General features: G+C 69.3%; 19 protein-coding genes and 4 tRNA genes. 21 read left to right on the top strand and 2 right to left on the bottom strand.

Annotated features, from left to right (window positions below; genetic code table 11):
* Nucleotides 1-35: 35 nt before the first annotated feature.
* The 9 genes from menD (at nt 36) to JOE46_RS23560 (ending at nt 10,876) form a co-directional block, all read left to right on the top strand.
* Nucleotides 36-1,658 carry a 2-succinyl-5-enolpyruvyl-6-hydroxy-3-cyclohexene-1-carboxylic-acid synthase gene (gene menD / locus JOE46_RS23520; RefSeq protein ID WP_097210942.1) on the top strand — a complete coding sequence of 541 codons (1,623 nt, stop codon included), beginning with the start codon at nt 36-38 and terminating at the stop codon, nt 1,656-1,658.
* Entirely contained in the window at nt 1,655-2,125 is a 471-nt protein-coding gene (locus JOE46_RS23525) for a DUF3592 domain-containing protein (RefSeq protein WP_209928650.1), read from the top strand. Before menD ends, JOE46_RS23525 begins: the two co-directional genes overlap by 4 nt.
* 86 nt (nt 2,126-2,211) lie before the next feature.
* Nucleotides 2,212-3,354, top strand: coding sequence for a glycosyltransferase family 1 protein (locus JOE46_RS23530; RefSeq protein ID WP_209928652.1), 1,143 nt, complete (start codon nt 2,212-2,214; stop codon nt 3,352-3,354).
* A gap of 58 nt (nt 3,355-3,412) precedes the next feature.
* Complete coding sequence (locus JOE46_RS23535) at nt 3,413-4,111, top strand: demethylmenaquinone methyltransferase (protein ID WP_077040725.1); 699 nt, start codon at nt 3,413-3,415, stop codon at nt 4,109-4,111.
* 87 nt (nt 4,112-4,198) lie between these two features.
* Complete coding sequence (locus JOE46_RS23540; protein ID WP_209928653.1) at nt 4,199-6,547, top strand: LuxR C-terminal-related transcriptional regulator; 2,349 nt, start codon at nt 4,199-4,201, stop codon at nt 6,545-6,547.
* A gap of 103 nt (nt 6,548-6,650) precedes the next feature.
* Nucleotides 6,651-7,535 (top strand): alpha/beta fold hydrolase, encoded by an 885-nt coding sequence (locus JOE46_RS23545; protein ID WP_097210945.1) that lies wholly within the window; start codon nt 6,651-6,653, stop codon nt 7,533-7,535.
* Nucleotides 7,532-7,933 carry a Zn-ribbon domain-containing OB-fold protein gene (locus JOE46_RS23550; RefSeq protein ID WP_097210946.1) on the top strand — a complete coding sequence of 134 codons (402 nt, stop codon included), beginning with the start codon at nt 7,532-7,534 and terminating at the stop codon, nt 7,931-7,933. The genes JOE46_RS23545 and JOE46_RS23550 overlap by 4 nt, the downstream gene beginning before the upstream one ends.
* Before the next feature lie 75 nt (nt 7,934-8,008).
* Nucleotides 8,009-10,333: a LuxR C-terminal-related transcriptional regulator gene (locus tag JOE46_RS23555; protein ID WP_097210947.1), complete on the top strand. Its 2,325-nt coding sequence runs from the start codon at nt 8,009-8,011 to the stop codon at nt 10,331-10,333.
* Between the two features lie 192 nt (nt 10,334-10,525).
* A complete protein-coding gene (locus tag JOE46_RS23560; RefSeq protein ID WP_245221157.1) occupies nt 10,526-10,876 on the top strand; it encodes a Zn-ribbon domain-containing OB-fold protein in 351 nt (116 codons plus the stop codon).
* Here the strand turns inward: JOE46_RS23560 and JOE46_RS23565 are convergent.
* Nucleotides 10,869-12,077: a geranylgeranyl reductase family protein gene (locus tag JOE46_RS23565; protein WP_307861354.1), complete on the bottom strand. Its 1,209-nt coding sequence runs from the start codon at nt 12,075-12,077 to the stop codon at nt 10,869-10,871. The genes JOE46_RS23560 and JOE46_RS23565 overlap by 8 nt on opposite strands.
* Nucleotides 12,078-12,272: 195 nt before the next feature.
* On the opposite strand from JOE46_RS23565, the gene JOE46_RS23570 reads away from it, so the two are divergent.
* Both JOE46_RS23570 and htpX read left to right on the top strand, forming a co-directional pair.
* A complete protein-coding gene (locus tag JOE46_RS23570; protein WP_097210950.1) occupies nt 12,273-13,304 on the top strand; it encodes a polyprenyl synthetase family protein in 1,032 nt (343 codons plus the stop codon).
* A gap of 114 nt (nt 13,305-13,418) precedes the next feature.
* Nucleotides 13,419-14,291, top strand: a complete 873-nt coding sequence (htpX, locus tag JOE46_RS23575; RefSeq protein WP_077040728.1) for a zinc metalloprotease HtpX — start codon at nt 13,419-13,421, stop codon at nt 14,289-14,291.
* Nucleotides 14,292-14,434: 143 nt separating this feature from the next.
* Here the strand turns inward: htpX and JOE46_RS23580 are convergent, their stop codons facing one another.
* A complete protein-coding gene (locus JOE46_RS23580; protein WP_027500670.1) occupies nt 14,435-14,926 on the bottom strand; it encodes a YajQ family cyclic di-GMP-binding protein in 492 nt (163 codons plus the stop codon).
* Nucleotides 14,927-15,079: 153 nt separating this feature from the next.
* Here JOE46_RS23580 and JOE46_RS23585 point away from each other — a divergent pair.
* The 10 genes from JOE46_RS23585 (at nt 15,080) to rplK (ending at nt 18,718) form a co-directional block, all read left to right on the top strand.
* Nucleotides 15,080-15,162, top strand: a tRNA-Tyr gene (locus JOE46_RS23585).
* A gap of 146 nt (nt 15,163-15,308) precedes the next feature.
* A tRNA-Thr gene (locus JOE46_RS23590) sits at nt 15,309-15,381 on the top strand.
* 40 nt (nt 15,382-15,421) lie between these two features.
* Nucleotides 15,422-15,494, top strand: a tRNA-Met gene (locus JOE46_RS23595).
* A gap of 66 nt (nt 15,495-15,560) precedes the next feature.
* Entirely contained in the window at nt 15,561-15,725 is a 165-nt protein-coding gene (gene rpmG / locus JOE46_RS23600) for a 50S ribosomal protein L33 (RefSeq protein ID WP_027500669.1), read from the top strand.
* An 86-nt stretch (nt 15,726-15,811) separates the two neighbouring features.
* Nucleotides 15,812-16,267 carry a (3R)-hydroxyacyl-ACP dehydratase subunit HadA gene (gene hadA / locus JOE46_RS23605; protein WP_097210951.1) on the top strand — a complete coding sequence of 152 codons (456 nt, stop codon included), beginning with the start codon at nt 15,812-15,814 and terminating at the stop codon, nt 16,265-16,267.
* Nucleotides 16,267-16,695 (top strand): (3R)-hydroxyacyl-ACP dehydratase subunit HadB, encoded by a 429-nt coding sequence (gene hadB, locus JOE46_RS23610; protein ID WP_097210952.1) that lies wholly within the window; start codon nt 16,267-16,269, stop codon nt 16,693-16,695. The genes hadA and hadB overlap by 1 nt, the downstream gene beginning before the upstream one ends.
* Before the next feature lie 180 nt (nt 16,696-16,875).
* A tRNA-Trp gene (locus JOE46_RS23615) sits at nt 16,876-16,948 on the top strand.
* A gap of 31 nt (nt 16,949-16,979) precedes the next feature.
* The gene (gene secE, locus JOE46_RS27030) at nt 16,980-17,384 is read left to right on the top strand and encodes a preprotein translocase subunit SecE (RefSeq protein ID WP_179800486.1); all 405 of its coding nucleotides are present in this window, start codon (nt 16,980-16,982) and stop codon (nt 17,382-17,384) included.
* Nucleotides 17,385-17,424: 40 nt separating this feature from the next.
* Nucleotides 17,425-18,228 (top strand): transcription termination/antitermination protein NusG, encoded by an 804-nt coding sequence (gene nusG / locus JOE46_RS23625; RefSeq protein ID WP_097210954.1) that lies wholly within the window; start codon nt 17,425-17,427, stop codon nt 18,226-18,228.
* A gap of 55 nt (nt 18,229-18,283) precedes the next feature.
* Nucleotides 18,284-18,718 (top strand): 50S ribosomal protein L11, encoded by a 435-nt coding sequence (rplK, locus tag JOE46_RS23630; protein WP_027500664.1) that lies wholly within the window; start codon nt 18,284-18,286, stop codon nt 18,716-18,718.
* Nucleotides 18,719-18,775 lie beyond the last annotated feature (57 nt).

Consider the following 18,775-nt stretch of genomic DNA (forward strand, 5'->3'; position numbering starts at 1 on the left):
CCCGTCGGCGGGCGGCCGTCTGACACCCTGGAACCGTGAATCCGTCCACAGCCCAGGCCACCGCCGTCGTCGACGAATTGATCCGCGGCGGGGTGCGCGACGTGGTGCTCTGCCCGGGTTCGCGCAACGCGCCGTTGGCCTTCGCGCTGCAGGCCGCGGACACGGCCGGACGGCTGCGGCTGCACATGCGGATCGACGAGCGCACCGCCGGATTCCTCGCGGTCGGCCTTGCCATCGGCAGCGGACATCCGGTGCCGATCGTGATGACCTCCGGCACCGCCGTGGCGAATCTCGGCCCCGCGGTGCTGGAGGCGAACTACGCCCGGGTCCCGCTCGTGGTGCTCAGCGCGAACCGCCCCTACGAACTCCTCGGGACGGGCGCCAACCAGACCATCGAGCAGCTGGGCCTGTTCGGTAGCCAGGTGCGGGCCACCATCAGCCTCGGCCTCGCCGAGGAGGGCGTCGACCAGAACAGTCAGTGGCGGTCGGCGGTCTGCCGGGTCCTCGCCGCTGCCAGGGGTGCACGGTCCGGCAACGCGGGACCTGTGCATTTCGACGTGCCGCTGCGGGAACCGCTGGTGCCCGGCGCGCACGTCCAGGGCCCCGTGCCGGAGGGCAGGCCCGACGGCGCCCCGTGGACGACCACAACGCACGCGACCCTCGACGTGCCGCTCGAGCTGGACCTGACGCCGGACACCGTGGTGATCTCCGGCCACGGTTCGGGTCATCGGCCGGAGCTCGCCGGTCTGCCGACGGTCGCCGAGCCGACCGCGCCGATGCACGGCATCCCGCTGCACCCGCTTGCGCTGCCCCAGCTCAAGCCCCGGCAGGCGGTGATCACCGGCAGGCCGACGCTGCACCGTCCGGTGGCCAAGCTGCTCGCCGACCCCCGGGTGTCGGTGTTCGCGCTCACCACCGGCCCGCGCTGGCCCGACGTGTCCGGCAACGTGCTGGCCACCGGCACCCGCGCCGTCGTGTCCGGCGCCCCCGACGCGGCCTGGCTCGAGCGTTGCCGGCACCTCACCGAGCATGCGGACAAGGCTGTGCGGCAACAGCTCTCGGCGCATCCGAAGCCGACCGGTCTGCACGTGGCCAAGGTGGTGATGGACGCGCTGTGCGAGGGCGACCAGCTGCTGCTCGGTGCGTCCAACCCGGTGCGGGACGCTGCCCTGGTCAGCTATCCGCGGCCGGGCGTCCGGGTGTTGTCGAACCGTGGCGTCGCGGGTATCGACGGCACCGTGTCGACGGCGGTGGGTGCGGCGATGGCCGCGCAGGGGGAGAACACCCGCACCCTCGCGCTGATGGGCGATCTGACCTTCCTGCACGACGCCTCCGGCCTGCTGATCGGCACCGGGGAGCCGCGGCCGCGCGACCTCACGATCGTGGTGGCCAATGACGACGGCGGCGGCATCTTCGAGCTCCTCGAGCAGGGCGACCCGCAGTACGCGGGTGTCTTCGAGCGGGTGTTCGGCACCCCGCACGGGATGGACCTGTCCGCGCTCTGCGCCGCCTACCGGGTTGAGCACCACGCGGTGAACCCCGAGCAGTTGGCGGCGGCGCTGACCGAGCCGAACACCGCGGGGATCAGGGTCCTCGAGGTCGCGACCGAACGTTCCGGGCTGCGCGAACTGCACGCCGCGGTGCGGGCGCAGCTGTGACGCCGACGGTGGCGGGCCGGGTCAGGAAGGGGATCCTGGTCGCGGCGATCGGGATCTCGGTGCTTGCGGTGCTGCTGGTGGTCGCGGCCTGGCGCAACGACCTCACGATCGAGTCCGACAAGGGCGTGGCCACCGCGGAGGTGCTCTCCGCCGGCCGGCTGCGCTCGGCGATCAGCTTCGTCACCCCGGACGGGGTCACCAAGAACCCGCGGCTCGGCGTGTTGTACCCGACCGAGCTGATGGTCGGCCAGCGGATCGACGTCGAGTACGCGAGGTCCGATCCGGACCTGGTCCGGGTGTCCGGTCGCGATGTCCGGGTGGCGCTGGTCCCCGCCGGTTCGGTGATCGCGGTGACGTGGCTGATCACCCTGCCCGCGCTGTGGCTGGTCCGGCGGCGCACGGCGGCCGAGCCGCCTGATGTGACGGCGGCCGAGCCGCCTGATGTGACGGCAGCCCCGCCCGACTGACCCGGTAGCCCAGGTTTCGCCGGAACTTCGCCGCCCGGACACCTCGGCCTTCCCGTCCCGGCCCGCGCGGCGCGGACACTGGGCGGGTGCGAGTAGCCATCGTCGCGGAGTCGTTCCTGCCGAACATGAACGGGGTCACCCACTCGGTGATCCGGGTGCTCGAGCACCTCAGGCGCCACGGACACGAGGCGCTGCTCGTGGCCCCCGACAGTGTCGCCGGCCGCCCGGCCGCCCCGACCTCACACGACGGGTTCCCGGTGCACCGCGTGCCTGCCGTGATGATCCCGCGGGTCAGCTCCCTCCCCGTCGGCATCCCGCAGCCGGGGATCACCTCGGCGCTGCGGTCCTTCGACCCGGACGTCGTGCACCTGGCGTCGCCCTTCCTGCTCGGCGCGGGAGGGTTGGCCGCCGCCAACCGGCTCGACGTGCCCGCCGTCGCGGTCTACCAGACCGACGTGGCCGGCTTCGCGCAGAGCTACGGCCTCGGACTGACCAGCAGGGCGGCGTGGCGGTGGACCCGCCGCCTGCACCGCGGGGCCGCCCGCACCCTCGCCCCGTCCACGGCCGCCGTCGAGGCGCTCGAATCGCGAGGTGTGCCACGGGTGTTCCGCTGGGGTCGTGGGGTGGACACCACGCGGTTCGCGCCTTCCCGGCGCAGCGCGGAGCTGCGGGCGAGCTGGTGCGACGCCGATCGGCTGGTGATCGGGTTCGTCGGACGGCTGGCCCCGGAGAAGCACGTCGAGCGGCTGGCCGTGCTGGCCGCCGACCCCGGCCTGCAGTTGGTGATCGTCGGCGACGGCCCCGAACGGGCGCGGTTGGAGCGGCTGATGCCGTCGGCGGTGTTCACCGGGCAACTCGGGGGAGACGAGCTGGCCAACGCCTACGCGAGCCTCGACCTGTTCGTGCACCCGGGCGAGCACGAGACCTTCTGCCAGGCGGTGCAGGAGGCCCTGGCCAGCGGTGTCCCGGTGATCGGTCCGGACGCAGGCGGACCACGCGATCTCGTCGCGCACTGCAGCAACGGTTACCTGCTGCCGGTCGAGCGCTTCGAGGAGCTGCTGCCCAGCGCCGTGATCGCGCTGCGGGACCGGGCAACGCGCGCCCGGTTCGGAGCGTCCGCCAGGAGGTCGGTGCTGCACCGCACGTGGTCCTCGGTGTGCGGCGAACTGCTGGGCCACTACGAGGACGTGACGGGCTCGCGCGGTGTCCCGGCGCAGCGCTCGGCCTGAGCCACCCGCGCGCGAACTGGGCGCGGGGCGCCCGGTGCGCGCCTGTAACGTCAACGGTGTGGCAACAACACACGGGTCTCGGGCCTCACTGGAGAAGGCACCGCACGAGGTCGCGTCCATGTTCGACGGCGTCGCGAAGCGGTACGACCTCACCAACACGATCATCTCCTTCGGGCAGGACCGCACCTGGCGCAAGGCGACCCGGGCGGCGCTCGACCTGAAGCCGGGGGAGCGGGTGCTCGACCTTGCGGCGGGCACCGGTGTGTCCACGGTCGAGCTCGGGCGTTCCGGTGCCTGGGTGGTGGCCGCGGACTTCTCCAAGGGCATGCTGAAGGCAGGCGCCGACCGTCGGGTGCCGATGGTGGCGGGCGACGCGATGGCACTGCCGTTCGCGGATGCGGTGTTCGACGCCGCGACCATCTCGTTCGGCCTGCGCAACGTCTCCGACTTCGAGGCAGGACTGCGGGAGATCGCCCGGGTGACGAAGCCCGGCGGACGGCTGGTGGTCAGCGAGTTCTCCACCCCGACGTTCGGCCCGTTCCGCACGGTCTACATGGAGTACCTGATGAAGACGCTGCCGGTGGTGGCGCGCGCGGTGAGCAGCAACCCCGATGCCTACGTGTACCTCGCGGAGTCGATCCGGGCCTGGCCCACGCAGGAGGAGTTGGCCCTCAAGATCGAGGCGGCCGGCTGGAAGAACGTGCAGTGGCGCAACCTCACCGGCGGCGTCGTGGCGCTGCACCGCGCCGAACGGTAGTCCAGCCCACGGCAACCCGCCCGTCGGCACGATCGCGGCGGGTAACGTGGAAAGCGCAGGGGACCGTGTGATGAGAGTGACGCTTCGATGCCGCCCACCGTGCAAGGCAAGGTCGGGAACCTGCCCCTCGAGCTGACCAGTTTTGTCGGCCGTCGCCATGAGGTGACCGAGGCGCGACGGCTGCTGTCCGAGTCCCGTCTGGTGACGCTCACCGGGATCGGCGGGGTCGGTAAGACCCGGCTGGCACTGCGAGTGGCCGAGGATTCCCGGCGTGCTTTCGACGACGGGGTATGGCTCGTCGAACTGGGTGAGGTGTACGACCCGACGCTGGTGCCTGCCACGGTGGCCGCCGCGCTCGGACTTCGGGACCAGCTCGCCCACCTTCCCGAGGAGGTGTTGGCGGACCACCTCGCCACCCGCCGCCTGCTGCTGGTGCTCGACAACTGTGAGCACCTCGTCGAGGCGGTCGCGGGCCTGGCGGAGTCGTTGCTGACGGCCTGCCCCGAGATGCGCATTCTCGCCGCGAGCCGGGAGGCCCTCGGCATCAGCGGCGAGGCGGTGTTGCGGGTGCCGCCGCTGACGGCCCCGAGCAGCGACGAGGCGCCCTCGTTGCAGGGCCTTCCCCGATACGACGCGGTGGCGCTGTTCACCGAGCGGGCCGCCGCCGCGGTACCCGAGTTCACCCTCACCGAGGACAACAGGCGTGCGGTCGCCGGGATCTGCCACCGGCTGGACGGCCTGCCGCTGCCGATCGAGTTGGCGGCGGTGCGGCTGCGCGCGATGACGGCCGAACAGGTTCTGCAGCGGTTGACCGATAGATTCCGGTTGCTGACCCTTGGCAGCCGCGGCGCTCCGACCCGTCAGCAGACATTGTGGTCCAGCATCGAATGGAGCCACGAGCTGTGCTCGGTCCGGGAACAGGAGCTGTGGGCCCGGCTGTCGGTGTTCTCGGGTGGATTCGAGTTCGACGCCGCCGAGGGGATCTGTGCGGGGGAGCTGTCCTCGGACGACCTGCGCGCCGTCCTGGCGTCCTTGGTCGACAAGTCGATCTTGATCCGCGAGGAGCAGGGTCCCGCGGTGCGGTACCGGCTGCTCGAGACCCTCCGCGCCTACGGGAACGAGAAGTTGCGGGAATCGGGTGACCGCGACGGGCTGCATCGCGGGCACCGGGACTGGTACGCGCGGTTGGCCCACACGGCCGAGACCGAGTGGATCGGGCCCAACCAGGTGTCGTGGATCGGCCGCCTGGAGCGGGAGACGTCGAACCTGCGGGAGGCGCTGCATTTCAGCCTCACCGCGCCCGGCGACGCCGAGGCCGACGCCTGCCTCCGGATGGTCAATTCCCTGTACCTGTACTGGATCTGCCGCGGGCTGATCAGCGAGGGCAGGCGCTGGCTGGATCGCGCGCTGGCGCGGTCGGGCGATCGACGCACGGCCGACCGGGTGCTCGCGCTGTTCGGGGCCAGCGTCATGACCGGCATGCAGCAAGAATTCGCCACCGCCACCGCCCTCGTGGAGGAATGCGGTGCGCTCGCCGAGGAGCTGGGCGATCCGATGCTGCGGGCCGCCGCCGGGTACGCGACCGGTTTCCGGTCACTGTTCAGCGGCCAGCTCAAGGGCGCGCGGAGCTCGTTCGAAGACGCACTGCAGACGAGTCGGCCGACCGGCGAACTCCAACGGGCGATCGGGTGCCTGCTCGGGTTGGCGGTTGCCAGCGGACTCCTCGGCGACGAGGACCGGTCGGTCGCCTGCTACGAGCAGGTGTTCGCCATCACCGCGTCGCGTGGCGAGTCCTACTATCGCGCGTACGCACTGTGGGGGCTCGGCCTTGCGACCCTGCACAAGGGCGACGTGACCCGGGCGTCCGCACAGTTGGCGCAGGCCCTGCGCCTGATCCGACGGGTCAACGACCCGATCATCGCCACGTGGTGCCTCGAGACGATGGGGTGGATCGCGGCAGTCGAGGACGCGCCGGACCGGGCCGCCGTGCTGTTGGGGGCCGCAAACGCGCTGGCGAAAGCGGAAGGGGGCATCACCGTCACACTGCCCAACCTGCTCAGCCACCACGCGGAGTGCAAGCAGCGGGCACGAGCGGCACTCGGCGATCGAGCCTTCGAGGAGGCACGGCGCCGCGGCAGGGGAATGGATTTCCGCGAGGCGATCGGCTACGCGCTCGGTGAACGCCGCCCGGCCGGGCCGCCTGCGGTAGAGGAGGCCGTGAGCCTGACCCGGCGTGAGATGCAGGTCGCCGAGCTGGTCGCACAGGGCCTCACGAACAGGGCGATCGCCGAGAAATTGGTCATCTCCCCGCGGACGGCCCAGGGACACGTCGAGCGGGTGCTGGCCAAGCTCGCGTTCACCTCGCGCACCCAGATCGCCGCCTGGTATCTCGAGCGGACGCGGGAGCAGGAGCCGGACGCGCAACGGGGGGCCTGATCAGAAACAGGTATACATCCGGGTAGTTCCGCCCTGACGGTCACCGGGCGCAAGCGGCAATGTGTGCTGGGTCATATCCGCGACCGCGAAGCCGAGGCCCTCGATGTTGCAGCACCCGACAAGCCACCCCTACGTTGTCAGCCAGGCGAGGAACACCAGCTGGAAGAACACCCTCGTCGAGGGTCGGGCGGCGTCCTATGCGGTTGCGGGTGCAGGCGCTCCGGTCGTGTTCCTGCACGGATACGCGCTGACCCCCCGCGCCTACGACCGCGCACTGCTTCGGATGGCAGCCCAGGGAGTGCGGGTGTTCGCGCCCTCGCTTCCCGGATTCGGCGGCACCGCGGAACTTCCCCCGCAGGAGCGAAACCTGGCCGGGTACGCGCGCTGGCTCGGCGAGTTCCTCGACTCGATCGGTATCGCGGGACCGGTGACGCTCGTCGGCCACTCGTTCGGAGGTGGGGTCGCGATCCAGTCCGCACACGACCTCGGACCAAGGGTGGCGCGGTTGGTGCTGGTCAACTCCGTGGGCGGGGCCGCATGGTCCCCCGGGGGCGGCGACGTGCGCCCGATCGGCGAGCGGCCCCTGTGGGACTGGGGCGCGGCGGCCACCGGCGACGCCCTAGCCATTCGGCCGTCCGTCGCGGGCCTGCTGGCGATCACCGCGGACGCGGTGGGCAACGTACTGCGCAATCCGCTCGCGATGTGGCGCCTCTCGCACCTGGCCCGAAACGCGGATCTGCGCGGCGAACTCGACGAGTTGGCGGAGCGCGGCCTTCCGGTGACGCTGCTCTGGGGCGGCGACGACACGTTCATCCCGCGCGCCAGCTTCGAATCCCTTCGCATCGCGCTCCGCAATCCCACGGTCGTCACCGTCGCGGGCAACCACGGCTGGCTGATCGACGACCCGCACGGATTCGGCACCGCGATGGGGACCGTGTTCGGCGCGGAGCAGACGCAGCCGCACACACCCGCGGCGGTGACATTGTGACGGTCGCGGGCGGGACCCACCTGTGGGCCGGCTTGTCCGCGCGCACGCTGATGATCCGGCGCTGCGAGTGCTGTGGGCTGCTCCTCGCGCCGGTCGCGGTGACCTGCTCCTCGTGCGGGAGCGACCACCTGTCGCGGGTGCCGTCGACCGGGCTCGGGTCGATGGTGACCTGGAAGCTGGCCGACCGTGCGCGGGCGGGTGCGGACGACGACGCCCTGCCGTCCATGCTGGCCGTCGTCGCGCTCGACGACGGGCCCTGGATCTGCAGCTGGATCGAGGGTGAGATCGCGGTTCGCCCCGGCCGCCCGGTCCGGGTGGAGTTCGACCACCTGGAGTCCGACGAGCGGTACCCGGTGTTCCACGGCTGCCAACACGCGCCTGCCGTTCGAGTCGCCTGACACGGCCCCCCGCCACCCCGCTCCGGGGGTAGCGTCGATTGGGCAGGGGACCGGCGTGTTGAGAGTGACGGTTCGATGGCTAGCGCTGTCCGGGGCAAGGTCGGGAACTTGCCGCTCGAGCTGACCAGTTTCGTCGGCCGTCGCCGCGAGGTGACCGAGACGAGGCGGCTGCTGTCTGTCTCGCGCCTGGTGACATTGACCGGGATCGGCGGGGTCGGCAAGACCCGGCTCGCGCTCCGGGTGGCCGAGGACTCGCGGCGGTCGTTCGAGGACGGGGTGTGGCTGGTCGAGCTCGGCGAGCTGCGGGAGGAGGCGCTGCTGCCCGACCTGGTGGCCGCGACGCTGGGGCTGCGGGAGCAGTCGACGAATCGCACGCAGGACTCGCTGGCAAAGTACCTCGCCGATCGACGGCTGCTGCTGGTGCTGGACAACTGCGAACACGTGCTCGACGCGGCCGCGGCGCTCGCCGAAGCGTTGCTGCGGCGCTGCCCGGACCTCAGGATCCTCGCGACCAGCCGCGAGCCGTTCGGCATCGGAGCTGAGGCCTTTCTGCGGGTGCCGCCGCTGTCGGTCCCGGATCCGGATCTGCGCTCGTCCGGGCGCGGTTCGGCTGGGGGCGACGCCGTGGCGCTCTTCGCCGAACGGGCGTCCGCCGCGGTCCCGGAGTTCGGGCTCACCGAGGACAACCAGGTCGCGGTGGCCCGGATCTGTCAGCGGTTGGACGGGCTGCCGCTGCCCATCGAGTTGGCCGCGGGGCGCATGAGGGCGATGTCCGCGGAACAGATCCTGGACCGGTTGAACGATCGCTACAGCCTGCTGACCGGGGGTAGTCGCGGCGCGCCGACGCGGCAACAGACGCTGCGCCTGTGCATCGACTGGAGCCATGAGCTGTGCACCGAGCCGGAGCGGATGCTGTGGCGGCGGATGTCGGTGTTCACCGGTGGTTTCGAGCTCGATGCGGCGGAGGGCATCTGTGCCGGGGACCTGAGCCCGGACGACCTGCTGGATGTGGTGGCGGCGCTGGTCGACAGGTCGATCCTGATCCGGGAGGAAGCGGGTGCCGTGGTGCGCTACCGGCTCCTCGAGACCCTCCGCGAGTACGGCCGTGAGAAGTTGGCGGAATCCGGTGAACACGCTTCGATGCGGCGGCGGCACCGGGACTGGTACCAGCAGCTCGTGATCCGCGTGGAGGCCGAGTGGATCGGTCCGCGGCAGATGGAGTGGATGGCACGGCTGGGGCGGGAGCAGCCGAACCTGCGCGAGGCGATGGAGTTCTGCCTGACCGAGCCGGGAGAGGAGGCGGCAGGCCTGCGTATCGCCGATGCCCTCGCCCCGTTCTGGTTGTCCAGGGGCCTGCTCGGGGAGGGCAGGCACTGGCTCGATCAGTTCCTCGACCGCCAGGACGGGCAGCCGACCGTGGAGTGGCTGTGGGGGCTGTACGCGAACAGCGTGCTGGCAGGCAACCAGGGCGACATCGAGGCGGGCGCGGCGCTGGTCGAGCGGGCGCGTGAGGCCGCCGAGGTCCTCGACGACGCTCAGGCCCACGCGCTCGTGACCCTCGCCGTCGGGCAGCTCGCGGTGTGCAGCGGAGACATGCGGCTGGCCGTTTCCTCCCTCGAGGAGATCACCGACGCCTTCCACACGGGCAGGGAGCTGGTGCTACGGCTCGCGACGCTGCTCGGCCTCGCGCTGGCCTGCGGGCTGCTCGGGGACACGCAGCGCTCGATCGCCTGCCAGGAGGCGGCTCTCGAGATCACCCAATCCCGCGGCGAGTCCGTGTACCGGGCCTACTCGCTGTCGACCCTCGGGCTCGCGTTGTGGCAGAGCGATCCCCGGCGGGCGGCCGGGCTGCTCGAGCAGGGCCTTCGGCTCAGCCGCGTCGTGGACGATCCGCTCGGATCCGCCATCTGTGTCGAGGCGCTGGCCTGGGTCGCCGCGGGCGATCGGCTCGCCAGGCGCGCGGCCGTGCTGTTCGGCATCGCCAACTCGCTGTGGCGGGTCGTCGGCAGCGCAGGGGTCGTGATACCACCCCTGCTTGCGTACCGCGAGGAGTCGGAGCTGCAGGTCCGCAGCGCGCTCGCCAAGCGCGCCTACGAGTCGGCTTTCGAGCAGGGCGCCAACCTGAGCTTCGATGACGGCATCGCGTACGCGCTGGACGAGCAACTCCAGGGGGCGCCGACCTCGGGCGTCGCCTCGGCCCTGACCCGACGTGAGCGGCAGGTCGCCGACCTGGTCGCGCAGGGCCTGACGAACAGGGCGATCGCCGAGCAACTGGTGATCGCCCCGCGGACCGTCGAGGGCCACGTCGAGCACGTTCTCGCCAAGATGGGCTTCACCTCCCGGGCGCAGATCGCGGCGTGGGTCGTCGAGCAGGCGCAGGTCGGCACCCAATCGCTCTGACGCCCGCGTCGGGGGTCGGTCGGCGGAGAAAACAGGTACCCACCCGGGTGGTTCCACCGTCGCCGGGGAGCCGGGCAAAAGGGACACTTGAGTCGTCATCAGCTCAGGAAGCCGAGGTCCCCGATGTTCGAGCGACAGGTGCAGTGCACATCCACAGGTGCGAGAAGTGTCCGTGTCCGGCGGCGGGCGCTGATGATCCTGCGATGCGAGGCGTGCGCGACGCTGCTGGCCCCCGAGGAGACGAAGTGCACCTCGTGTGGACGGGACGAGCTCGAGCGGGTGCGGGCCGCAGGCACGGGGACCGTGGTGTCGTGGACGGTGGTGGACTGTTCGTCCGCCGCCCTCCCGCTGGCGCTGGTGCCGTGCACCCTCGCGATCGTCGAGCTCGACGAGGGGCCCTGGATCTACACCTGGATCGAGGGGGAGCTGCCGGCGCATCCTGATCGGTCGGTGCGGGTGGAGTTCCGGCTGGCGGAACCGGGGGAGCGGTTCCCCGTCTTCGCCGTTCGGCAGGCTGTCGCAGATCGGGTCGCGATCAGCTGAACGGCGGCCGGGAGTCGAGTCGCAGCGAGGACGACCCCGACGCCCGCCACGCCCGCGCGGTCAGGTCGCGATCTGCGTCGGTCACGAGATTGCCCATCACCCGGACCGCGATCGTCATCAGCGCACGCGAACGCATCGCCAGCGGCCCGGAGGCAGGCAGCACCCGCGGGACCGTGAGCAGGCCTGCGAGCCGACGGGCGATCGAGAAGGCTTGCCCGTACCGCTCCCGCAGCAGGGTCGGCCACAGCTCGGTGAGGTCCGGGGCTCCGAGCACCTCGGCCACCATCGAGCCGGTCTCCAGGCCGTAGTCGATGCCCTCGCCGTTGAGCGGGTTCACACAGGCCGCGGCGTCGCCGATGATCGCCCAGTTGGTCCCCGCCACCCCGGACACCGCCCCGCCCATCGGGAGCAGAGCCGATGCCACCGCGCGCACAGGGCCGTCGAGCCGCCACTCGTCGCGGCGCTGCTCCGCGTACAGCTCGATCAGCGGCCGGAGTGCGCCGGGCGCGGGCCGCTTCGCGGTGGCCAGGGTGCCGACGCCGAGGTTGACCTCGCCGGTGCCGAGCGGGAACACCCAGCCGTAGCCGGCCTGCAGGGTCCCCTCGCGGTCGCGCAGTTCGAGGTGCGAGGTGATCCACGGGTCGGTGCTGCGGGCCGAGCGGACATAGGCACGGGCCGCCACCCCGTACGCGGTGTCGCGATGCCACTCGCGGCCGAGACGTTTGCCGAGGGTGGAGCGCACGCCGTCGGCGACGATGAGGTGCTCGCATCGGACCGTGCGTGGCCCATCGGCCGTCTGGAGGGTCACCGACCGCACCCGGTTTCCCTCCCGGTCGGCATCGACGGCCTTGGCGCCCTGCACCATCCGGGCACCGGCGTCGAGCGCGACCTGTCGGATCCGGTCGTCGAGTTCGGTTCTCGGGACGGCGCTGCCGGTACTCGGCAGTGAGCCGCCTGGCCACGGCAGCTCCAACTCCTGCCCGAACCCGTTCAGCCGCAGGCCGCGGTTGGTGGCGCGGGTGGCGAGCCAGTCACCGAGGCCGAGATGGACGAGTTCCGCCACGGCGCGCGGGGTGAGTCCGTCGCCACACGTCTTGTCCCTCGGGAAGGTGGCGGAGTCGGCGAGCAGCACCTCGCGGCCCGCGCGCGCCGCCCATGCCGCCGCCGCGGAACCGGCGGGACCTGCGCCGATCACCACCACTTCGGCCTGCGCGGGGACGTCATCCGGCGCCTCGGAACGGGCGGCGGAGGGATCGGGGTCGACAGGCGATGGCACCACCCCAGTATCTTCTCAGGCCGGGGTGGACCGCTGTGGTCAGCCCGACGGGCCGCGAACCCGATAGGTTCACTACCGTGACAGTTATGGCATCGGTTGCTGGGCATCACGCGAGACGGGATGGGTACTGAGATCGTGAGCACGAGCGAAGCGATGGGCACGGTCGTTGCCGGCGTGGATCTGGGGGATCCGGCGCTGGCCGAGGTGGTGCGTGGGGGTCTCGCCGAGGTCGAGAGCCTGCTGGTGAGTGAGCTCTCGGATGGCGAGGACTTTCTCACCGAGGCGGCGCTGCACCTGGCGAAGGCGGGTGGCAAGCGGTTCCGGCCGCTGTTCACCCTGCTCACGGCGCAGCTGGGCCCCAATCCGACGGACCCGGCGACCATCACCGCGGCCACCGTCGTCGAGCTGGTGCACCTGGCCACGCTCTACCACGACGACGTGATGGACGAGGCGACGATGCGACGCGGCGCCCCGAGTGCGAACTCGCGCTGGGGCAACTCCATCGCCATCCTGGCGGGCGATTACCTGTTCGCGCACGCCTCCCGGCTGGTGTCCACGCTCGGACCCGAGGCGGTGCGGATCATCGCCGAGACCTTCGCCGAGCTCGTCACCGGGCAGATGCGGGAGACCATCGGCGTCAAGGAGCAGCAGGATCCCGTCGACCACTACCTGAAGGTGGTGTGGGAGAAGACGGGATCGCTGATCGCGGCCTGCGGTCGGTTCGGTGGCACCTTCTCGGGAGCGAGCGCCGACGACGTGGTCCGCCTCGAGCGGCTCGGCGACGCGGTGGGCACCGCCTTCCAGATCTCCGACGACATCATCGACATCTCCTCGGTCGCCGCGCAGTCCGGCAAGACCCCTGGCACCGACCTGCGCGAGGGGGTGCACACCCTGCCGGTGCTCTACGCGCTGCGTGAGGAGGGCCCCGACGCCGATCGACTGCGGGTGCTGCTCGACGGCCCGGTCACCGACGACGACGCCGTCGCGGAGGCGCTGGCGTTGCTGGAGCGTTCCCCCGGCATGGCGGCTGCCAAGGCCAAGCTGGCGGAGTACGCCGACTCGGCGCACGCGCAGCTCGCGGAGCTGCCGCAGGGGCCGGCGAACGACGCGCTGGGACGGCTGGTGGATTACACGATCGCGCGGGTCGGCTGACGGTAACGTCTCGGCTCGGGTCCACGTGGCTCGCCGACGCGCTGCGTGCGGGGGAACGTCCCTCCGGGCTCTTTCGTTGTTCAACTGAGTGTCCGGCGAGAAAAGGGGCCCAACGTGCACCGGTATTCCAACGGGTTGAAGACCTTCGCGTTGCTGGTGGGGATGTCCGCGCTGATCGTGTTCATCGGGGCGCTGTTCAACAACAGGAGCATCCTCATCTTCTCGATCGTCCTCGCGGTCGGGATGAACGGCTACGCGTACTTCAACAGCGACAAGCTGGCGCTCAAGGCCATGCACGCGCAGCCGGTCACCGAGGTCGAGGCGCCTGTCATCTACAAGATCGTGCGCGAACTGGCGACGACGGCGCACCAGCCGATGCCCCGGCTCTACATCAGCCCCACGGCCGCGCCGAACGCCTTCGCCACGGGTCGCAACCCGCGCAACGCGGCGGTCTGCTGCACCAGCGGCATCCTGCAGATCCTCGACGAGCGGGAGCTGCGGGCCGTGCTCGGCCACGAGCTCTCGCACGTGTACAACCGCGACATCCTGATCTCCTCGGTCGCGGGTGCGATGGCCGCGGTCATCTCGGGCCTGGCCAACATGGCGATGTTCGCCTCGATGTTCGGCGGCCGCGGCGAGGGCAGGCCGAACCCGCTGGCGCTGCTGCTCGTCTCGTTGCTCGGTCCGATCGCGGCCTCGGTGGTGAAGATGGCGGTCTCGCGCTCGAGGGAGTACCAGGCCGACCAGTCCGGCGCGGAACTCAGCGGTGATCCGCTGGCGCTCGCCTCGGCGTTGCGCAAGCTGGAGCGCGGCGTGGAGGCCGCCCCGCTGCCGCCGGAGCCGAAGATCGCCGCGCAGTCGCACATGATGATCGCGAACCCGTTCCGGGCGGGGGACAAGATGAGCCGGCTGTTCTCCACCCACCCGCCCATGGCGGAGCGGATCGACCGCTTGGAGAAGATGGCGGGCCGACGACTGCCTGAGTGACGGATATCGCTGGGGGACAAGGTTGTTCGCTGGTCAGTCTGGGTGAATGCGGATCGGCCCCATCGTGTCGGGCCGCCGCCGACGCAGAGAGGACCGCGCGGCCGGTGCGGCCGTCGCGGTCCCCTCGATGCGCTATCGGGTGATCAGCGGTAGTTGACGAACTGCAGCGCGATGCCGAAGTCCTCGCCCTTGAGCAGCGAGATGATGGCCTGCAGGTCATCGCGCTTCTTGCTGCTGACGCGGAGCTCGTCGCCCTGGATCTGCGCCTTGACGCCCTTGGGGCCCTCGTCGCGGATCTTCTTCGAGATCTTCTTCGCATTCTCGGTGGTGATGCCCTGGACCAGGGTCCCGGACAGCTTGTAGATCTTGCCCGACTGCGCGGGCTCGCCGGCGTCGAACGCCTTGAGTGAGATGTCCCGGCGGATCAACTTCTCTTTGAACACCTCGAGCGCCGCCAGCAGCCGCTCCTCGGTGTCGGCGGTCAGGGTGATCGCCTCCTCGCCGGACCAGTCGATGCTCGCGCCGGTGTTGCGGAAGTCGAAACGCGTCGACAGCTCCTTGGCCGCCTGGTGCAGCGCGTTGTCCACTTCCTGCCGGTCAACCTTGCTCACCACATCGAAGGACGAATCCGCCACGGCAACTCCTAGTTCATCGTGCGCGGGCCTGCGCCAGCGCGTGAGAACCCCACGATAACCACACGGTTTGCATTTACCCGCCCCGGTAGAGGTATTCTCTTGTCCGCGCCAGAGATGGTCCGGAGTACTTCGGATCTGATCTGGATGACACCAGGCAGGTTGCCCGAGCGGCCAATGGGAGCGGACTGTAAATCCGTCGGCTTATGCCTACGTAGGTTCGAATCCTACACCTGCCACCTCCGGGTCCCGGTGAGCGCAAGCTCGCCGGGGCTCGTTGATTACACGGATGGAAAGAGCTCCTGACCTGCGGGTTTGGCACTCGGCCCCGCCGCTGTGTAATCTCTTGGAGGCTTCAGCGCATGAACGAAGTGCGCGGAAGCATGCCCCCTTAGCTCAGTCGGCAGAGCGTTTCCATGGTAAGGAAAAGGTCAACGGTTCGATTCCGTTAGGGGGCTCGCTGGATTGGGTGTCCATAGACTGGCACCGATGCACCGAGGCGGTGTAGCTCAGTTGGTAGAGCAAACGACTCATAATCGTTGTGTCGCCGGTTCAAGTCCGGCCATCGCTACACAAGTGGACACATAGAACACTCCCTGATTGACCCCGATCAGATTTATCCGAAAGAAGGCATCCCGTGGCCTCGACTGACGTTCGGCCCAAGATCACCTTGGCCTGCGAGGTATGCAAGCACCGCAACTACATCACCAAGAAGAACCGTCGTAACGATCCCGATCGTCTCGAGATCAAGAAGTTCTGCCCGAACTGCGGAACGCATCAGGCGCACCGCGAGTCGCGCTAGTACTCTTCGAGTCGACGCGGAGATCGTAGGGGTCGGTTCCCGGCTTCCTGGCCTAGCTGCGTCCCAAGCAGATAGGTTGCGTTGCTGTGAAGTTGAGTCCTGATCTCGTTGGCCTGCATCACAGGTTCAGCGACTACTACGAGGTCGGTCGTGAGAAGGTGCGCGAGTATGCGCGCGCCGTCAAGAGCGACGACCCGGTCTACCGCGACGAAGCGGCCGCCAGGAAGATCGGCTACGACACCCTCGTGGCCCCGCTGACCTTCATTGCTGTCTTCGGCTTCCTCGCGCAGGAAGAGTTCTTCAAGGCCCTGGACGTCGAGCTGGACCTCAGCCGGGTCCTGCACACCGATCAGCGCATCGTCTACCACCGTCCGGTCAAGGTCGGCGACCGTCTGTACTGCGACGTGTATGTCGACTCGATCCGAACGATGGGCGGTAGCGACATCATCGTGACCCGCAACGAGATCACCGATCAGGACGGCCAGGTCGTCCAGACCCTGTACACCACACTGGTCGGTCGGCATGCCGAGGAGGTCGAGTGATGTCCGTTCGCGATTTCGCGGAGATCTCCGTCGGCGAGGAACTGCCCGAAGAGACCGTGCCCCTGACCAGGTCCGACCTGGTGCAGTACGCAGGCGTTTCCGGCGACCCGAACCCCATCCACTGGGATGACGCGACGGCGCAGAAGCTCGGCCTCCCCTGTGCGGTTGCGCACGGGATGCTCACCATGGGCATCGGCGCCGGCTATGTGACCTCCTGGCTCGGCGATCCGGGTGCGGTCACCGAATACAGCGTTCGCTTCACCAGCCCTGTCGTCGTGCCCAACGACGGCAAGGGTGCCGTTATCGTCCTCACCGGCAAGGTGAAGTCCGTCGACGAGGAGGCCCGCTCCGCCGTGGTCGCCATCGTCGCCAAAGTGGACGACAAGAAGATCTTCGGTCGCGCTACCGCGACCGTGCGCTTCGGCTGAGTAACCAGCCGATTCGGTTTGTTCGACTACCGTGCAGTACACTGAGATTTCTGGGATCAACCAGCGCTGCGCGCTGCCCTACGTGCCCATTCGGGCCGCTGAGGGTAGCGCGCGTGTTGTGTGGTCACGGAGAGGTTGATCGGTCCGGATCATGATGATCGGGACGCGTCGGTCAACCAGAGGGGCGTAGCTCAACTGGCAGAGCAGCGGTCTCCAAAACCGCAGGTTGCAGGTTCAAGTCCTGTCGCCCCTGCCCCGGATGTCAGCGACTGAGAGGAACGACGGTGAGCGAGGATCGCGGAAAGGCCGATAGCGCGGCGGGGTCTCCGGACGTCGACGCCACCGCGGCCGGCGCGAGTGATTCAGCTCCCGTCGCCTCTCGTCCGACTGGAAAGCGTCCGGGTCGTCGTACCCATGCCGCCGCGACCGAGTCGCAGGCCGCGAAGGTCGCAGGCACCCCCTTGGCCACGAAGGCCAAGCCGGAGAAGCCGCGCAAGGAGAATCTCTTCAAGCGCCTGAGGAAGTTCCTCCGTGAGGTGATCACGGAACTCCGGAAGGTGATCTGGCCTAACCGCAAGCAGATGATCACCTACACCACCGTTGTACTGGCGTTCGTGGCCTTCATGGTCGCGTTCATCAGTGGATTGGACCTGGCGTTCATCAAGGGCGTCAGTTGGCTGTTCGGCTGACGCCGGACACCGAACGTGATGAGAGGAAGCGAGTGCGCCAGTGAGCACCCCCGAGAACGACGCAATTGAGGCTGCAGCCGCAGAGCATGTTGCCGATGACGCGGTCGCCGCGGAGTCCGCTGACGCGGCAGTCCTCGGCGAGGGTGACGCTCCCGTGGCCGACGCTCCCGTCGAAGAGGCAGCAGCTTCCGCAGACGACGCCATCGCCGCCGACTCCGAGGAGCCGGTCGATCCCGTTGCCGAGATGAAGGCCGCGCTCCGCCGCGCGCCCGGCGACTGGTATGTGATCCACTCGTACGCCGGGTACGAGAACAAGGTGAAGACCAACCTCGAGACCCGCGTGCAGAACCTGGACGTCGGCGACTACATCTTCCAGGTCGAGGTCCCGACCGAAGAGGTCACCGAGATCAAGAACGGCCAGCGCAAGCAGGTCAATCGCAAGGTGCTGCCCGGCTACATCCTGGTCCGGATGGAACTGAACGACGAGTCGTGGGGCGCGGTCCGCAACACGCCCGGTGTCACCGGCTTCGTCGGCGCCACCTCGCGGCCGTCGCCGCTGACCATCAACGAGGTCGTCAAGTTCCTGATGCCGCAGGAGGGCGCGAAGAAGCCCGTCGCCGCTGCCGCAGGAACCGGCGAAGCCGCAGCCTCCGTCGCGAAGCCCCTCATCGAGGTGGACTTCGAGGTCGGTGAGTCGGTCACCGTCATGGACGGCCCGTTCGCGACGCTGCCCGCCAGCATCAGCGAGGTCAACGCCGAGCAGCAGAAGCTCAAGGTCCTCGTGTCGATCTTCGGTCGCGAGACGCCGGTCGAGCTGTCCTTCACGCAGGTCGCGAAGATCTAGCCACAAAAACTTGCACTGCAGTAGCAAGACACACACAAGAAATTAGGAACGAAAGATGCCCCCCAAGAAGAAGAAGCTCGCCGGGCTCATCAAGCTTCAGATCCAGGCCGGTCAGGCTAACCCTGCACCGCCCGTGGGTCCCGCGCTTGGTCAGCACGGCGTGAACATCATGGAGTTCTGCAAGGCCTACAACGCGGCCACCGAGTCGCAGCGCGGCAACGTGATCCCCGTGGAGATCTCCGTCTACGAGGACCGGACCTTCGACTTCAAGTTGAAGACCCCGCCCGCCTCGCGACTGCTGCTCAAGGCCGCAGGCGTGCAGAAGGGCTCCGGCGAGCCGCACAAGACCAAGGTCGCCACGGTGACCATGGACCAGGTGCGCGAGATCGCGAAGACCAAGCAGGAAGACCTCAACGCGAACGACATCGAGCAGGCCGCGAAGATCATCGCCGGCACCGCACGCTCGATGGGTATCACCGTCGAGGGCTAAGCAGCTCCAGATCGCGTGGGAGGGCCGGCCAGGCCCGAAACCACAACTGAACCATTA

This window comes from Rhodococcus sp. PvR099 (genome assembly GCF_017833315.1).
Taxonomy (GTDB): Bacteria; Actinomycetota; Actinomycetes; order Mycobacteriales; family Mycobacteriaceae; genus Rhodococcus_G; species Rhodococcus_G oryzae.

Excerpts from the sequence above, each read along its gene's own strand:
- JOE46_RS23540 (WP_209928653.1), top strand. The coding sequence starts at position 4,199 with ATGCCGCCCACCGTGCAAGGCAAGGTCGGGAACCTGCCCCTCGAGCTG.
- JOE46_RS23545 (WP_097210945.1), top strand. The coding sequence starts at position 6,651 with ATGTTGCAGCACCCGACAAGCCACCCCTACGTTGTCAGCCAGGCGAGG.
- JOE46_RS23555 (WP_097210947.1), top strand. The coding sequence starts at position 8,009 with ATGGCTAGCGCTGTCCGGGGCAAGGTCGGGAACTTGCCGCTCGAGCTG.
- JOE46_RS23560 (WP_245221157.1), top strand. The coding sequence starts at position 10,526 with ATGATCCTGCGATGCGAGGCGTGCGCGACGCTGCTGGCCCCCGAGGAG.
- JOE46_RS23570 (WP_097210950.1), top strand. The coding sequence starts at position 12,273 with ATGGGTACTGAGATCGTGAGCACGAGCGAAGCGATGGGCACGGTCGTT.
- hadB (WP_097210952.1), top strand. The coding sequence starts at position 16,267 with ATGTCCGTTCGCGATTTCGCGGAGATCTCCGTCGGCGAGGAACTGCCC.
- rplK (WP_027500664.1), top strand. The coding sequence starts at position 18,284 with ATGCCCCCCAAGAAGAAGAAGCTCGCCGGGCTCATCAAGCTTCAGATC.